Source organism: Spiribacter salilacus, from assembly GCF_009649225.1.
Classification (GTDB): domain Bacteria; phylum Pseudomonadota; class Gammaproteobacteria; order Nitrococcales; family Nitrococcaceae; genus Spiribacter; species Spiribacter salilacus.
In genome coordinates, this window is the sequence record NZ_WJPP01000001.1 from 333,899 (window position 1) to 349,424 (window position 15,526).

General features: G+C 53.2%; 16 protein-coding genes. 4 read left to right on the forward strand and 12 right to left on the reverse strand.

The window, feature by feature from the left end; all coding sequences use genetic code 11:
- Positions 1–76: 76 nt before the first annotated feature.
- Genes GH984_RS01700 through GH984_RS01715 form a run of 4 tightly spaced genes read left to right on the forward strand, consistent with a single transcriptional unit; the run spans position 77 to position 4,977 of the window.
- Positions 77–2,671, forward strand: a complete 2,595-nt coding sequence (locus tag GH984_RS01700; RefSeq protein WP_153718473.1) for an efflux RND transporter permease subunit — start codon at positions 77–79, stop codon at positions 2,669–2,671.
- Complete coding sequence (locus GH984_RS01705; protein ID WP_153718474.1) at positions 2,668–3,465, forward strand: outer membrane lipoprotein-sorting protein; 798 nt, start codon at positions 2,668–2,670, stop codon at positions 3,463–3,465. Before GH984_RS01700 ends, GH984_RS01705 begins: the two co-directional genes overlap by 4 nt.
- 28 nt (positions 3,466–3,493) lie before the next feature.
- A complete protein-coding gene (locus GH984_RS01710; protein WP_153718475.1) occupies positions 3,494–4,717 on the forward strand; it encodes a hypothetical protein in 1,224 nt (407 codons plus the stop codon).
- Between the two features lie 11 nt (positions 4,718–4,728).
- Complete coding sequence (locus tag GH984_RS01715; RefSeq protein WP_153718476.1) at positions 4,729–4,977, forward strand: YgaP family membrane protein; 249 nt, start codon at positions 4,729–4,731, stop codon at positions 4,975–4,977.
- On the opposite strand, the gene galU is transcribed toward GH984_RS01715, so the two are convergent.
- The 12 genes from galU to pheA all read right to left on the reverse strand — a co-directional run bounded on the left by galU (position 4,925) and on the right by pheA (position 15,520).
- Positions 4,925–5,797 carry a UTP--glucose-1-phosphate uridylyltransferase GalU gene (gene galU / locus GH984_RS01720; protein WP_153718477.1) on the reverse strand — a complete coding sequence of 291 codons (873 nt, stop codon included), beginning with the start codon at positions 5,795–5,797 and terminating at the stop codon, positions 4,925–4,927. The genes GH984_RS01715 and galU overlap by 53 nt on opposite strands.
- A 91-nt stretch (positions 5,798–5,888) precedes the next feature.
- A complete protein-coding gene (locus GH984_RS01725; RefSeq protein ID WP_153718478.1) occupies positions 5,889–6,152 on the reverse strand; it encodes a ComEA family DNA-binding protein in 264 nt (87 codons plus the stop codon).
- A gap of 75 nt (positions 6,153–6,227) precedes the next feature.
- Complete coding sequence (pyrF, locus tag GH984_RS01730) at positions 6,228–6,941, reverse strand: orotidine-5'-phosphate decarboxylase (RefSeq protein ID WP_153718479.1); 714 nt, start codon at positions 6,939–6,941, stop codon at positions 6,228–6,230.
- 5 nt (positions 6,942–6,946) lie between these two features.
- Positions 6,947–8,068 (reverse strand): lipopolysaccharide assembly protein LapB, encoded by a 1,122-nt coding sequence (gene lapB, locus GH984_RS01735; RefSeq protein WP_153718480.1) that lies wholly within the window; start codon positions 8,066–8,068, stop codon positions 6,947–6,949.
- A 2-nt stretch (positions 8,069–8,070) separates the two neighbouring features.
- A complete protein-coding gene (locus GH984_RS01740) occupies positions 8,071–8,364 on the reverse strand; it encodes a LapA family protein (RefSeq protein WP_153718481.1) in 294 nt (97 codons plus the stop codon).
- Between the two features lie 5 nt (positions 8,365–8,369).
- Complete coding sequence (locus tag GH984_RS01745; RefSeq protein WP_153718482.1) at positions 8,370–8,675, reverse strand: integration host factor subunit beta; 306 nt, start codon at positions 8,673–8,675, stop codon at positions 8,370–8,372.
- Between the two features lie 33 nt (positions 8,676–8,708).
- Positions 8,709–10,391: a 30S ribosomal protein S1 gene (gene rpsA, locus GH984_RS01750; protein WP_153718483.1), complete on the reverse strand. Its 1,683-nt coding sequence runs from the start codon at positions 10,389–10,391 to the stop codon at positions 8,709–8,711.
- A gap of 52 nt (positions 10,392–10,443) precedes the next feature.
- Entirely contained in the window at positions 10,444–11,127 is a 684-nt protein-coding gene (gene cmk, locus GH984_RS01755) for a (d)CMP kinase (RefSeq protein ID WP_153718484.1), read from the reverse strand.
- Entirely contained in the window at positions 11,124–12,452 is a 1,329-nt protein-coding gene (gene aroA, locus GH984_RS01760) for a 3-phosphoshikimate 1-carboxyvinyltransferase (protein ID WP_153718485.1), read from the reverse strand. Before aroA ends, cmk begins: the two co-directional genes overlap by 4 nt.
- Before the next feature lie 20 nt (positions 12,453–12,472).
- The gene (locus tag GH984_RS01765; RefSeq protein ID WP_153718486.1) at positions 12,473–13,351 is read right to left on the reverse strand and encodes a prephenate dehydrogenase; all 879 of its coding nucleotides are present in this window, start codon (positions 13,349–13,351) and stop codon (positions 12,473–12,475) included.
- On the reverse strand, positions 13,348–14,430 hold the full coding sequence (hisC, locus tag GH984_RS01770) for a histidinol-phosphate transaminase (RefSeq protein WP_153718487.1): 1,083 nt from the start codon (positions 14,428–14,430) through the stop codon (positions 13,348–13,350). The genes GH984_RS01765 and hisC overlap by 4 nt, the downstream gene beginning before the upstream one ends.
- Before the next feature lie 7 nt (positions 14,431–14,437).
- The gene (gene pheA / locus GH984_RS01775) at positions 14,438–15,520 is read right to left on the reverse strand and encodes a prephenate dehydratase (protein WP_153718488.1); all 1,083 of its coding nucleotides are present in this window, start codon (positions 15,518–15,520) and stop codon (positions 14,438–14,440) included.
- Positions 15,521–15,526 lie beyond the last annotated feature (6 nt).

Below are 15,526 nucleotides of genomic sequence, written 5' to 3' on the forward strand. Positions count from 1 at the left end.
GATAAACGATCTTTTCGTATTTTACTATTTAACTATATTGGAATATAGTAAGACGACTTAATGGTTAGGAGTTGACATGGGTCGTCGTATTGCCGAATTCGCTATGGATCATCCGCGGGCTGTTTTTATTGCCACGCTGCTCATCACTCTACTGGGCACCGCGTTAATCCCCCTGATTCAGATCGATACCGATCCGGAAAACATGCTCCCGAGCGAGCAGGAAGACCGCGTTCGGCATAACCTCATCAAAGAACAATTTAACCTACACGATATGATCGTCGTGGGTGTGGTTAATGAACAAAATTCCAACGGCGTCTTCAACCCGCAGTCACTCACTGCGCTACATGCTTTATCAGAAGGCATTGCCGGTATTGATGGCGTTATTCGGCGCGACCTACTCTCTTTAGCCACCGTCGATAATATCGAGCAAGGCGGCGTTGGGACCATCCGGTTTGAACAAATGATGGGGACGCCCCCGCAAACCACAGAGCAAGCACTCGCCATACGAGAAGCCACGCTCTCCCTACCCCTGTTTGCCGATACGCTTATTTCGAGTGATGGTGGAGCGACTGCGATTTACGTACCGATCGAGGCCAAAGATCAGAGTTACCGCATTGCAAACGAAATTCGAGACCTCATTAGCGAGCTCGATACCCAAGATGACTTTCACATCACCGGATTGCCCGTGGCGGAAGATACCTTCGGCGTGGAAATGTTTATTCAAATGGCCATCTCCGCACCGCTTGCGGCCTTAGTCATTTTCGCGCTGCTTTGGTGGTTCTTTCGATCCGTTACACTCATCATCGCGCCCATGTTAATGGCCTTTGCCGTAGTGCTCACCACAATGGGCGCTTTAATCGGCATGGGTTATACCGTGCACATCATGAGCTCCATGATCCCCATCTTTTTAATGCCCATTGCTGTGGTTGACTCGGTGCATATTCTCTCGGAATTTGCAGATCGATACCGACCAGAAAAAGGCGCTCGCAAGACCATGTCTGAGGTAATGGGGCATTTATTTACACCGATGCTGTATACCTCAATTACCTCTGGCATTGGATTTGCTTCATTAGCCTTCACGCCGATACCGCCCGTGCAAGTGTTTGGGCTTTTTGTGGGCGCCGGCATTATTCTCGCCTTTGTACTGACCATTATTTTCATTCCGGCCTATGCCGTTGCCATTAACCCAGAGCGGCTCAGCAAACTGCGTGCAGGCAGCCAGGAGAGCAGCGCTGATGAAACGGGACTGGCCCGCAGTTTGATCCGCCTAGGCACATTTGCCACGGCGCGGGCGCGTTTTGTGGTGATTGTGTTTGCCGGTAGCCTGCTGGTGGCCGGTTACGGAATCAGCCAAATCGTTGTTAATGATAACCCGGTACGCTGGTTCCAATCCCAACACCCCATCCGCGTTGCAGATGAGGTACTTAACCGTCATTTTGCCGGCACCTATAGCGCCTACTTTCGGCTGGAATCGAATGTCGCTGAACAGGCGCCGGCCCGATTTAAAACCCGTGTTGATGAGATTTTGAATAACGCCGAAGCACAAGGCATCACACTCAGTGAAACTTGGGCCGAGATTAGTGATCCCATCGCCGCTGATACAACAGAATTTGAAGCGTACCTAGAACAAGTCAGCGTGGAAGTAGAAGATGCGTTATTTTTTGCTGATACCGAAAAGCTTGCCGGTTTAGAGCAACTTCTTGAAGCCACGGACGAGGCCCGCGGCGATTTGAACTTCTGGCAAAGACCCGAGAACCTTGCCTACATTGCTGAAATGCAAGAAGCACTTGCTGAGAGCCCGCAAGTGGGCAAGGTGAATACGCTCGCCGATCTCGTTCGAACGGTTTATCGCGAATTGCTCAGTGGCGACGATGCCGATTACCAGATTCCTGAAACGCGTCAAGGTGTTGCGCAAACCATCCTCAGCTTTCAGGGCTCTAATCGCCCCCATGACCTATGGCGCATGGTGACGCAAGACTATCAGGCAGCCAATCTTTGGCTTCAGCTGACCAGTGGCGATAACCAAGACATGCAACAAGTAATTGATCTGGCAGATGCCTATATTGCCGAAAACCCCTTACCTAACGGCGTAACCGCCAGCTGGGGCGGCCTCAACTACATCAATGTGGTCTGGCAGAACGCCATGGTAAAAGGCATGGCGCAGAGCCTTGCGGTTGCCTGGGTAATGGTGGCATTAATGATGTTCCTGCTATTCCGCTCGATCATCTTTGGTCTACTTGCGATGGTTCCTCTCACCGTGAGCATTGCCCTGATCTATGGCGTTGTAGGCCTTATTGGCAAAGCTTATGACATGCCGATTGCGGTTTTATCTTCGCTTACGCTCGGCCTATCCGTTGACTTTGCAATTCACTTTATTGAGCGTAGTCGTGAGTATTATCAAGCGACGGGCCGATTTACGGAAAGCATGCGCCTGATGTTTAAGGAGCCAGCTCGAGCTATTTCACGCAACGCAATCGTCATTGCGGTGGGCTTCCTGCCGCTGCTTGCAGCGCCGCTTGTTCCCTACAACACGGTGGGTATTTTCTTAGCTAGCATAATGGCGGCTTCTGCACTCGCTTCTATCGTGCTGCTGCCGGCTATCTTAACGTTGCTCCAAAAATGGCTTATGCCAGATCGCAAGCCATCAACCACACAGGAGTCTACCTCATGATGTATCGCTCACTCCTTTCAATGATGATTGGGCTAGCACTGCTAACCACCACGGCGGCAAACGCCCAGCTGACCGATGCCGATGAGATTGTCGAACGCGCCAATAACGCTTCGTATTATGCAGGTGACGATGGCCGATCAGCGGCACGGATGCTGATTGTTGACGGCGATAATCAACAACAGCGCCAATTTGTATTGCTGCGCAAGGATGTAGAGGACGGTGGAGATCAGCGGTATCTCGTTGTATTCAGCCGGCCTGCCGATATTCGTGGCACCGTGTTTCGGGTCGAGAAGAAAGTTGGCCAAGCGGATGATCGCTGGCTCTACCTACCGGCATTGGATTTAGTACGGAGAATCTCTTCTGGCGATAAGCGAACAAGCTTTGTCGGGTCTAATTTCTTTTACGAAGACATCTCCGGTCGTGACCTAGCGGAAGACCAACATGAATTGATCGAAACCGACGCGGATTACTACATTATCGAAAGTACGCCACGCGATCCGAGTAGCGTTGAATTTGCCGCATTCCAGACGTGGATAGATCGCGAGACCATGCTTCCCATGCGTACCGAATATCGGCGTGACAATGGCGAAGTCTACCGCCGCATGGAAGTCACCCAGGTAGAGGTTATTGATGGTTATCCAACCGGTACCGAGGTGCGTATGAGCGACTTAGATTCAGGCGGTTACACCATTACGCAGTTTGCGTTCTCTGAATACGACATTGGACTTCCGGACGATATCTTCAGTGAGCGCTCACTGCGCAACCCACCACGTCAGTGGCTACGCCGGGATTGAGGGTGAGACGATGCGATGCTACCGATCAATGTTGCTGAGTCTGCGCGCTGCGTTTTTCGTACTGCCTTTACTGGCGGCAAGTATCAGCCTAGCCCAAGAGGCCGACTGGGGCGATGACGACTGGGGTGACGATGATTGGGGCACTGAGCCGGAGGGCTGGGCTTGGTATGGTTTTATTGAGGGCGCAGCGGCAGCGCGTACACGCTCAGAGCCTCTCCTTGAGGAAGATTCTACGCTGGCGGAAACTCGCGTACAGCTTGAAGGAAACCGCGCGATTGGACGGGGCGAAATTAGCTTTAAGGGAGACCTTTGGCTAGATGGCGTTACAGACAACGTTGAAAGCGATCTGCGCGAGGCAAACTTTTTCACCCCTATTGGTGACTCGGTTGATCTGCAAATCGGCCGTCAGATTTTAACTTGGGGCACGGGCGATCTGGTTTTTTTAAACGATTTATTTCCGAAAGACTTTATCTCCTTTTTTAGCGGGCGCGATGATGAGTACTTAAAAGCGCCTGCCAATGCGGCCAAACTGTCTTGGTATGGCCCAATAGCAGTTGATGTTGTTTGGATGCCCATGGCAGCCCCCGACCGCTTTCTGACCGGTGAGCGCCTGTCTTACTTTTCGCCGATGGCCGGAGAGCGTGTAGCCGCCCCGCCGCGGCTTGACCCAATTGATCGTGACGACTTCGCAGACGATAGTGAGTTTTCTATTCGGCTCTCTAAAACCATCAATGGCGTGGAGCTAGCTGGCTATGGGTTTACTGGGTTTAACAAACAACCAACCGGCTTTGATCAGCAAGCGCAGCGCGCTACCTTTCCTCGGCTCAATGTGATTGGTGCAAGCGCTCGTGGCAGCGCGTTCGGGGGCATTGTGAATGTTGAAACTGCCATGCATGAGACCGAGCCTGAAGATCAATTTCGCTTTTTAACCGGGTATGAGCATTCACCTATCGGTGATTTAACCTTGGGCTGGCAGTATTACCTAGAGTCCGAAGACGATGACGATCGGCATCTATTGACCAATAGAATCACTTGGCAACTCTTACAACAAGACCTTACCGCTTCGTTATTTACATTTTACTCGGCCTCTGATGAGGGCTGGTATCTGCGGCCGGGCCTAGAGTATCGCTTTAGCGATCAGCTAACCGGCAGCGTGGGTGGCAATCTTTTTGGTGGTGATGAGATATCCGGTTTTTATTCGCAGTTGGAGAATAACTCCAACGTCTTTTTACGTGTTCGTTATCAATTTTAGGAGACTCTGTTATGACAGTTAATGAAGGTCTACGCGCGATGGCAGGCTTTTTTGTGCTACTCAGCTTGGCTCTAGGCACTTGGGTGCACCCAGGCTGGTATCTTTTTACCGCATTTGTGGGTGCCAACCTGCTTCAGTCAGCCTTCACCCGCTGGTGCCCAGCCATCGCAATTCTTAAAATGCTTGGCTTCAAGCAAGAGTGCCCAATTAACGCGATTGCAGGTAATCAGCAAAAGCCGGGCCAAGCTCCGGGTGCTTAAGCCCATATTCAACGGTCGCTTGTAGATAACCCAGCTTGTCACCACAGTCAAAGCGCGTACCGAGAAATTCGTACGCGTAAACGGCTTCTTTATGCATGAGCGCATCGATCGCATCGGTTAGCTGAATTTCTCCACCGGCACCTGGGGTGGTTGTTCTTAGACATGCGAAAATTTGTGGCGTAAGGATATAACGCCCCACTACGCCAAGATCAGAAGGAGCCTCTGAGGCAGGCGGCTTTTCGATAATACCGCGAAGCCGCCCAAGCCTGGGCTGCACAGGCTCAACATCTACCATTCCATAACGATCTGTATGCTCTGCCGGTACATGCTGAACGCCCAAAATGCTGCCCTGCAATGCTTGATACTGGGCCACCATTTGCGCAAGACAGCCATCACCTGCGTCATCGTCGATTAAATCATCGGCAAGAATCACCGCAAACGGCTCATCTCCCACCACGGACTCTGCGCATAAAACGGCATGACCAAGACCCAGCGCCTCGGCTTGCCGAATATAAATGCAGGTTACCTCCGGCGGGATAATGTTACGGACGGCCTCTAGTCGATCTAACTTTCCAGAACTTTCCAGCTCGGTCTCAAGCTCATACGCTTTATCAAAGTGATCGGGAATACTGCGCTTATTACGGCCATTCACAAAAATAAGGGTATCGATGCCGGCGCGCACCGCTTCCTCTGCGGCATATTGCACAAGCGGCTTATCCACCACTGGCAACATTTCTTTAGGATTGGCTTTGGTGGCGGGTAGAAAACGAGTGCCTAGTCCTGCAACCGGAAACACCGCTTTGCGAATGCGTGCTGTCATGCGCTACTTTCCTCCTTGTTATTAGCGCAAGCTTACCGCACGGTGCTGCCTCTGTCAGGCTAAACACCGTGCGCCAAGGTGCACTCTGACCCTACTCCACCACAATCGACTCTCGCATCTGCTCGAGCGAGACCTCACCAATACCCGAAACACGAGTCAGCCCATCCACCGAATCGAATGGCCCATTCATCTCGCGATCCTCAATAATCGCGGCCGCCGTAGCAGGGCCAACCCCGGAGAGTAGCTGCAATGTGTCTGCATCGGCTTCGTTAATATTGATCGGCTCTACCGCGGCGGCTGCTCCCACCACACAAAAAAGGATCAATGAAAGGGAAAGTTTACGCCAAGTTTTCATGGAGATTCTCCTGTTTAATCCGTTATAGCCACGCCATCATTAGCGCCGCTATCCATGAAACTAACCGTCCAAAAATTAGAATTCTGTGCGTTGGATCGCAGTTTGAATTGCCGTTAGTGCGGCAGCCGGATCGTCGGCACGAGTAATCGGCCGACCGATCACCAAATCGGAAGCCCCCGCTCTAACGGCCGCTTCTGGTGTCATAATCCGCTTTTGATCATCCTGCGCTGCCCCCGCGGGGCGAATCCCTGGTGTGACCAGACGAAACTGTGCACCCAAGTGATCACGCAGCCCCTCAACCTCATGCCCAGAACAGACCACGCCATCGAGCCCTGATTTTTGTGCCAAGCGGGCCAAGCGACCGGCTGCCTGCATTGGGTTACCGGCAATGCCCACTTCTTCTAACGTAGACAGTTGATGACTGGTCAAAATCGTGACCGCAATTAACAAAGGTCGATCGCCCCCTCCAGCCTCAACCGCGTCTCTTGCGGCCTCAAGCATCTCAGAGCCCCCTAGCGCATGAACATCAACCATCCACACTCCTAAATCTGTGGCGGCCTGACACGCCGCTTCCACCGTGTGCGGAATATCATGAAACTTAAGATCAAGAAAAACACGCCAGCCCGCTTTTACCCAACGTTCAACCAATGCAGGACCACCCCTGACGAAAAGCTCCTTGCCCACTTTCAGGCAACACGCTTGATTGGGTAACTGATTAACGAGTTGGATTGCCTGCTCAGGGTCAGAGTAATCGAGTGCAACGATAATATTGGGTGGCACTTGACTCATCTCTTTTATTCTCCTTGAACGCCGCGTAGCGGTTTAATGGTTGCCCAGCTCCGGCAGCTTGGGCAGAGCCAGTGGAGCTGCCTTGCTTCAAAACCGCATTCTCTACAGCGATAACAGACCCGGTCATCCTCTAAGGTGACCGATTTATCACTAGTGAGGCTCAAAAGCCGGTTTAACGCCCGCACTGAGGGACGATGCCCAACCTGCTTTGCCAAAAATGCCGCAGCAGTCTCCTTGCCTTCATCGGCTGCAATCAGGTCAGTTACCTTTAAAATAACGCTAACCCCGGTATAGCGATTAAGCAGCTTGTAGAGCTCTTGTTTGTACTGCTCGGTCTGCCCCAGCGCTTGATAGCAAGTTTCTAAACGACCGAGCACCTCTGGCACAAAATCAACATCTTGAGACTCGACGCGCTGATACGCCTTAATAGCCGCCCGCCAGCGCCCTTCTTGCTGCTCAATATCACCGAGCAGCAATGATGCCCTAACCGACTGACTGTCAAAGCCGAATGCCCGCTTAATGAGCTGCCTGACCTCCCCCATTTCTCCATTCGCCGCCATCTTTAACTCCGCCAGCTCGCAAGCAAACTGAGCCACCAATGGCCCCAGCCGCTCGCCACCTAGGCCTTGCAGTCGCCTTGCAGTCGTAATGGCTGATTCCCACTCCTTTTCCTGCTGATAGACATCGAGCAAGTGGCGCAGCGCATCAGCTCGAAAGGCAGGGGCTCCCATCGCCTGTTTAAACAGACTCTCCGCCCGATCAAACAGCCCGGCTGCCAAGTAATCACGGCCCAGTTCAAGAATAGCGTTTGAGCGCTGATCACCGTCTAAGGAGGGCCGTGCAATAAGGTTCTGATGGATTCGTATGGCACGGTCTACTTCACCGCGACGACGAAAGAGGTAGCCGAGCGCGAGATGGGTTTCAATGGTATCTTCATCGAGCTCTACTAAGCGGATAAAAACATCGATCGCCCGGTCGGGTTGCTCATTGAGCAAAAAATTCAGACCTTGGAAATAACCGCGAGATAAGGCCTTATTGCTGGAACTCGTGCCTAAAGCCTGTTTTTTACCAATCCACCAGCCCGACAACGCCGCCACAGGGAGTAGCAGCCAGAGCACATACCACATCGCTAATTAGCGTGCCTAATTGGCAGTTTTCTCAACTCTGATAGTTCCGACTGCACCGTGCTTAATTGTCGATTAAGCCGACGTAGCTGCCAGCGTTGACGAAAAACGATGCCAACAACCACCAAAACGCCCACAAAAGCCCCAATGGCAAGCGCCATGACGAGCGCCAAAGACAAAGGCAACGTAGATTGACCAAAATAAAAGTCTAGCGCAACGGGCTGCGGATTGAGCATCGCAAAGCTCAAACCAAGCGCAATGAGTATGATCGCAAAAATCAGACCCACAACACGACGCATGTTAATCAGCGCCCCTTATCGCTTTGGGCTTGACTGTCATTAACGCGCTCACGCATCTCTTTGCCCGGCTTAAAGTGCGGCACATGCTTTCCGGGCAGCGCCACCGGCTCGCCGGTCTTGGGGTTCCGCCCAATTCTTGGAGGGCGGTGATGCAAAGAAAAGCTACCAAAGCCTCTGATCTCAATGCGCTCTCCGGTGGAGAGCGCCTCACTCATCTGCTCAACCAAAGCCTTCACGGCAAGCTCAACATCTCTTTGGGCTAGATGGTCTTGCTTTCCCGCGATTAACTCAATCAATTCTGATTTGGTCATTCCCGATTATCCGTTTGGCTTGGCAAAGCAGGATCAGTCCTGCTGATCCCGATCGGCCATCTGTTCCTTAAGGAGGTCTCCGAGGGCCGTTGTACCTGCTGACCCTGTATTGCCGTAATCTTCCATGACTTCGCGCTCATCCTGCTGGTCTTTCGCCCGAACCGACAAGCTAATCATACGATTACGCCGATCAACTGCCACAAACTTGGCCTCAATGGTATCGCCCTCTTTAACCACAGTGCGAGCATCTTCAACCCGATCTCGAGCAAGATCAGCCGCACGAATGTAGCCCTGCACTTCTTCAGCAAGCTCAACCACAACACCCTTCGCATCTACTTCTTGTGCTGTACAAGTAACAATAGTGCCTTTCGGGTTTTCCGCAACCCAGTTAGAAACAGGATCTTGCGCCAACTGCTTCACACCTAGGCTAATGCGTTCACGCTCGGGATCAACCGAGAGCACCACGGCTTCAACCTCTTCGCCTTTCTGGAATTCGCGGATAGACTCTTCACCGCCGTCACTCCAAGACAGATCGGAAAGGTGAACCAAGCCGTCAATTCCGCCCTCAAGCCCAACAAAGATACCGAAGTCGGTGATGGATTTAATCGCACCAACCACCCGGTCGCCTTTATTGTACTGCGCAGCAAACTCATCCCATGGATTGGGCTGGCACTGCTTCATGCCCAGTGAGATCCGACGCCGCTCTTCGTCGATGTCAAGAATCATGACTTCAACTTCATCACCAATGGATACAACCTTGGCGGGGTTCACGTTTTTATTGGTCCAGTCCATTTCAGATACATGGACAAGGCCCTCTACGCCCTCTTCAATTTCCACGAAGGAGCCATAGTCAGTGATATTCGTGACCCGACCCACCGTACGTGCACCCTCTGGGTAACGCCGTGCGATTGCTTCCCATGGATCCTCGCCTAACTGCTTGAGGCCCAATGACACGCGGTTACGCTCGCGGTCAAACTTAAGAACCTTAACCTCGACTTCCTCACCCACATTAACGACTTCAGACGGATGCTTAACGCGCCGCCATGCCATATCGGTGATGTGGAGAAGCCCGTCGATACCGCCAAGATCCACAAACGCGCCATAGTCAGTCAGGTTCTTAACGATGCCCGTGAGCATCTGGCCTTCCTGCAACTTCTCTAGCAACGCTTCGCGTTCTGCGGAGTACTCTTCCTCAACGACTGCCCGACGCGAGACAACGACGTTGTTTCGGCGTGCATCCAGTTTGATTACCTTGAACTCTAAATCTTTACCCTCAAGGTAGGTTGTATCGCGAACCGGTCGAATATCAACCAATGAACCCGGCAGGAAGGCTCTGATATGCCCCAGATCCACCGTAAACCCGCCTTTCACCTTGCCGCTAATTTGACCATTAACAGTTTCAGCACCTTCGTAGGCGGCCTCTAAGACGCGCCATGCGCTGGCGCGCTTGGCTTTTTCGCGTGATAGACGAGTTTCACCCGAGCCATCTTCCACGGCATCAAGGGCAACTTCTATTTCATCGCCAACATTCGCCTCTACATTGCCCTGCTCGTCCATAAATTGCTCAAGCGGAATAACCGCTTCAGATTTAAGACCCGCATTAACAAGGACATTGTCGCCGTCGATGGCAACAATTTGGGCGGTAACGATTGAGCCGGGGCGCATATCGGTTTGCGCAAGGCTCTGTTCAAAGAGTTCTGCAAAGCTTTCGCTCATGAGGTAATAAAATCCCGGACCGCAGGGCGATCGGTTGGTTGAGTAAATTTCATCAAACGCAGCCTGTTGCTGCCTTTAACACCTTTTCTATAACCGCGTCGGCCGATAAATCGGTGGTATCGACGATGGTTGCATCTTCAGCGGGCACTAATGGCGCCACTGTTCGTTTTGAATCGCGCGCATCACGCGCTTTCAATTCCTCTAAAAGGTCGGCGAGATTAGCACTGATCCCTTTTTGCATCAACTGCTTATGCCGCCGACGGGCTCGCTCTTCCACGCTGGCAGTCAGGAAAAACTTCAATGGGGCATCTGCGAACACAACGGTGCCCATATCTCGCCCATCGGCCACCAGCCCTGGTGGCTGGCGAAACTGGCGCTGCCGCTCTAATAAGGCATGACGAATCAAGCCTTGAGTAGCGAGCTCTGAGGCAAATTGGCCACAATCCTCGCTACGGATTGCCTCGGAGACATCTTCACCATCCAAAAGTACCTGTCCTGCCTGCGCTCCAGTGGCAGGAAATTCGATTTTCATGGCCTGCGCCACAGACACGAGCGACTCCACTTGGCCTGCATCAAGCCCTGCGCGCTGCGCGCTTAATGCTAATAATCGATAAATCGCACCACTATCTAAAAAATGCCAACCCAGGCGCGCCGCCACAGCTTGCGCGACTGTGCCTTTACCTGCCCCGCCGGGCCCATCAATCGTCACAACCGGGGCTGCCGTTGCCGTTGTCATGATTGCTCCTCAATCACTTCAATTTCCAACCCGGCTCCACGCGCTAACTCAACAAACCCAGGGAAGGACGTATCAACCTCTGCGCAGCCATCAATATCGACCGGCCCTGAGGCCACTAAGCCTGCCATTGCAAAGGACATGGCGATACGATGATCGCCTCTAGCGTGAACCCGCCCCCCACTAAAACGACCGCCTGTGATGCGAATACCATCTGCTTGCGGTTCGACATCAATGCCCAAAGCGCTTAGCCCGTTTGCCATAACGGCAATTCGGTCGCTCTCTTTTACGCGGAGCTCCTCAGCCCCACGCAACACCGTTTCGCCCTCGGCACACGCAGCAGCAACAAAAAGCGCCGGGAATTCATCGATTGCCAAAGGCACCAGCTCTACCGGAATTTCGATTCCCCGCAACGGCGCATGTCGCACAGTCAACTGCCCCGTTGGCTCTCCCTCACCCACCGGATCGGGGTCAATAACGATATCTGCGCCCATGCGCTGAAGAATCTCAATGACACCGATTCTTGAAGGGTTTAATCCAACTCCCTCAAGCACCACTGTTGAGTTTGGTGCAATACTGGCGCCAACCAAAAAAAAGGCTGCCGACGAAATGTCAGCCGGTACCTGTATACGCGTGCTTGTCAGCGTTACCGGTCCTTTCACCTCAATCCATCCGCCTTGCTGGCTCACCGGACACCCCAACGCGCTGAGCATCTGCTCTGTATGATCCCGAGTAATCGCCGGCTCATGAATACGGGTTATTCCCTCGGCATATAAGCCTGCAAGCAACAAGGCAGACTTCACCTGAGCACTGGCCACGGGCATCTCGTAGTCAATACCTTTTAAACCTTTAACCGGCGAAATGCGCAGCGGAGCGGTTCCCTCATTAGTCGTCGCAATACTGGCACCCATCAGCCCCAAGGGGTCGGTAACCCGCCGCATCGGCCGACGCATTAACGAGCCATCCCCAATCAACTCGCTGGCAAAAGACTGCCCGGCCAATAAACCCGCAAATAAACGCATCGAGGTACCAGAGTTACCCAGATCCAGCGGACCCGGTGGCGCCTGCAGCCCCTTCAAGCCAACGCCATCAATCCGCAAAGCCCCCTCACTTGGGCGCTCGATAGGCACACCAAGCTGACGCATTGCTGCCAAGGTGGCCAGTGCATCGTCGCCCTCTAAAAAGCCTTCAACCTCAGTAACGCCTTGGGCGATGGCACCCAACAGCACGGCACGGTGGGAAATTGACTTGTCACCGGGCACCCGCAGGTGGCCTGTGAGTTGACCACCAGGTTGAATACAAAACCGCCGTTCTATTGATCCAGACATGCTATTTAAAGGCCCCTGTGCTAGCGCTCAAACCAATGCAAATGTGCATCTCGCGTTCGCTTGGCGCTTTTAAAAACGGCCTCAATGCCGCTGCCGTCTCCGGCGGCCACCAGCGCCGTGAGCTTTTCGAGATCATCCCGATAAGCAGCAAGCGCCTCCACCACGGCTTCACGATTACCAAGGCAAATATCTCGCCACATCACGGGGTCGCTCGAGGCAATGCGAGTAAAATCACGAAAACCTCCAGCCGCATACCGCAGCGTCTCGTCATGGTCAGCCGCTCCCGCCAACATATCAACCAAACCAAACGCTAGCAGATGAGGCAGATGCGAAGTCATTGCCAACATTCGGTCGTGCTTATGCACGGGCATACAAACCACCTCGGCGCCGGCGGCCTCCCACAACGCCGTCACTAAATCAACGGCATTTGAATCTGATTCTGAGGTCGGCGTTAATATGACGCGACGTCCCACAAATAGCTCGGGGAATGCCGCATCAATGCCACTGTGTTCTGTACCTGCAATCGGATGCGCAGGCACAAACCCTTTGGGTAATTGGCCGAAAACCGCCTGAACATCATTGACAACGCATTGCTTGGCACTGCCGACGTCACTCAACACCACATCGCGCTTTAATGCGGGGCCAATCTGCTCTAGCACCGGCTTAACCACACCCAGAGGCACACCGAGCACCACAATATCAACCTCGCTTAATGCCTCATGCGCATCTAGGGAATACCGATCAATCGCTCCCCGTGCCACGGCGCGACTAAGGGGCTCAGCAGACCGCCCAAAACCCACCACTTCGCTCACCGCGGCGTGTTGACGCAACACTAACCCAAGGGAGCCGGCAATTAACCCTACGCCAACCAGGCCAACCCGACATTCTGCTAAGTTCATTGCCACCGCTCCAGGGCAACCAGCAATGCCTCATTTTCTTCGGGCGTACCAATGGTAATGCGCAGCCACTCTGGCAACCCATAATTGGCGATTGGACGCACAGCAATTCTGTGACTTAACAACCATTCATTAGCTGCAGTTGCATCACCCATATGCACACAGAGAAAGTTAGCCGCTGAGGGCATCGTCACCGAGCCAAGCGCGGCAAACCGCGTTGCAAGCCGTTCACGCTGATCCGCATTCTCAGCAACACAGGCCTTAAGGTAAGCATCATCCTGCAAACTCGCCACCGCGGCGGCCTGGGCAATGGCATTGACATTAAACGGGTGGCGCACCCGATTCATTAAGTTGGCCACCTCAGGGTGGGAAACCGCGTAACCTAAACGCAAAGCTGCCAGCCCATGAAATTTTGAAAAGCTCCGCGTAATGACCAAGTTAGGATACCGCGCTAATAACGGCATTGCGCTGGCATAGTCCGCTTGGCTTTCGGCGTATTCAAAGTACGCCTCATCAATCACAACGATCACCCGCGATGGCACCGCGTCTAGGAAGTTTTCTATCGCTTCTTGGCTAAGCCAATGCCCGGTCGGGTTATTCGGATTTGCCACAAACACGACATTAACCGCGCGATCTTCGGTTGCCGCTGCCATTGCGGGTAGATCGTGGCCATAATCCTTTGCCGCTACCACTTTGGCAGTACCACCCGCTGATTGAGTTGCGATGGGATACACCGCAAAGGCGTGCTCTGAGAAAACAGCCGTGCGACCCGGCCCCAAAAACACGCGCGCAATGAGATCGAGGATATCGTTTGATCCATTACCAAACGTTAACTGATCTTCGGCAACCTCTAGTTGCCCCGCTAATAGAGCGCGTAGGTGCGATGCACTGCCATCTGGATAGCGATGCAACGTGGTTGCGGCTTGTTTTGCCGCTTCAAGGGCAGCCGGACTAGGGCCTCTTGGGTTCTCATTGGACGCCAGCATAATCATGCCCGACTCGCTGAGCCGGCCGGGCTGATAGGGGCTTAAGCGCGCCACGCTCGGCATCGCCAACGACTCTGCATTCCAAGTCTTTGCCATCGTGGTGTTAGCTCACTGACCGAGGATAAGAGCCCAGTACCTTTAAAAGACTGGCTAACTGCTGCATCTCAGTCAAAGCACGTTTGATGGCAATATCTTCGGCGTGCCCCTCAAGATCGATAAAAAACACATACTCCCACATGCCTTCCGGCGAGGGACGCGATTCCAGCCGCGTCATGTTCAATCCATAGCGTGCCAACGGAGCCAGCAACCCGGCTAAACCACCCGGTTGATTGTCTCGCGCAATCACCAGCGAGGTTTTATCTTCTCCGGTGGACTGTGGTGATTCGCGCCCCAGCACCAAGAATCGCGTGCTGTTGGCTGCGCCATCCTGCACCGAGGCATGCAATATTGGCAGCGCATATCGATCGGCTGCCGAGGTCGAAGCAATCGCTCCTGCCGATTTGTCCTCTCCCGCCATGCGGGCTGCTTCAGCGGTACTGGCTACGGCAATACGCTCGGCATTTGGCAGATGCGTCTCAAGCCACAACCGGCACTGGGCTAATCCTTGTTGATGGGAGTACACACGCTCAATATCAGCCAAGCGCTCGGCTTTTGTAACTAAGTTTTGAACGATGGGTAATTCCACTTCGCCCACAATTTGTAATGGGGAGGAAAGCAGTCGATCAAGCGTATGAGTGACCATACCCTCGGTTGAATTTTCAACAGGCACTACGCCATATTCGGCACTATTGGATTCCACTTCACGAAAGACCGCATCAATGCCATCTAACGGCTGACTGCGAATGGAATGCCCAAAATGCTTTAAGGCTGCTTCTTGGGTAAACGTGCCTTCAGGGCCTAAAAATGCCACGCGCAAAGGCCGTTGCAGCGCCAAACAGGCCGACATCACCTCACGGAAAAGGCGAATGACCTCGTCGGTGCCCAGCGGGCCGGTGTTGGCATCACGCAGACGCCGCAGAATTTCCGCCTCTCTGGCTGGTCGATAAAAATCGCCGGGCTCCCCACTTTCGCGCTTTATCCTTGCCACTTCCATAGCGGCTTGTGCGCGCTCATTGACTAGCCCAAGTAATTGATCATCAATTTCATCAATCCGCGCCCGGATAGCACTAAGAGACTCTTCGCTCAACGGCCC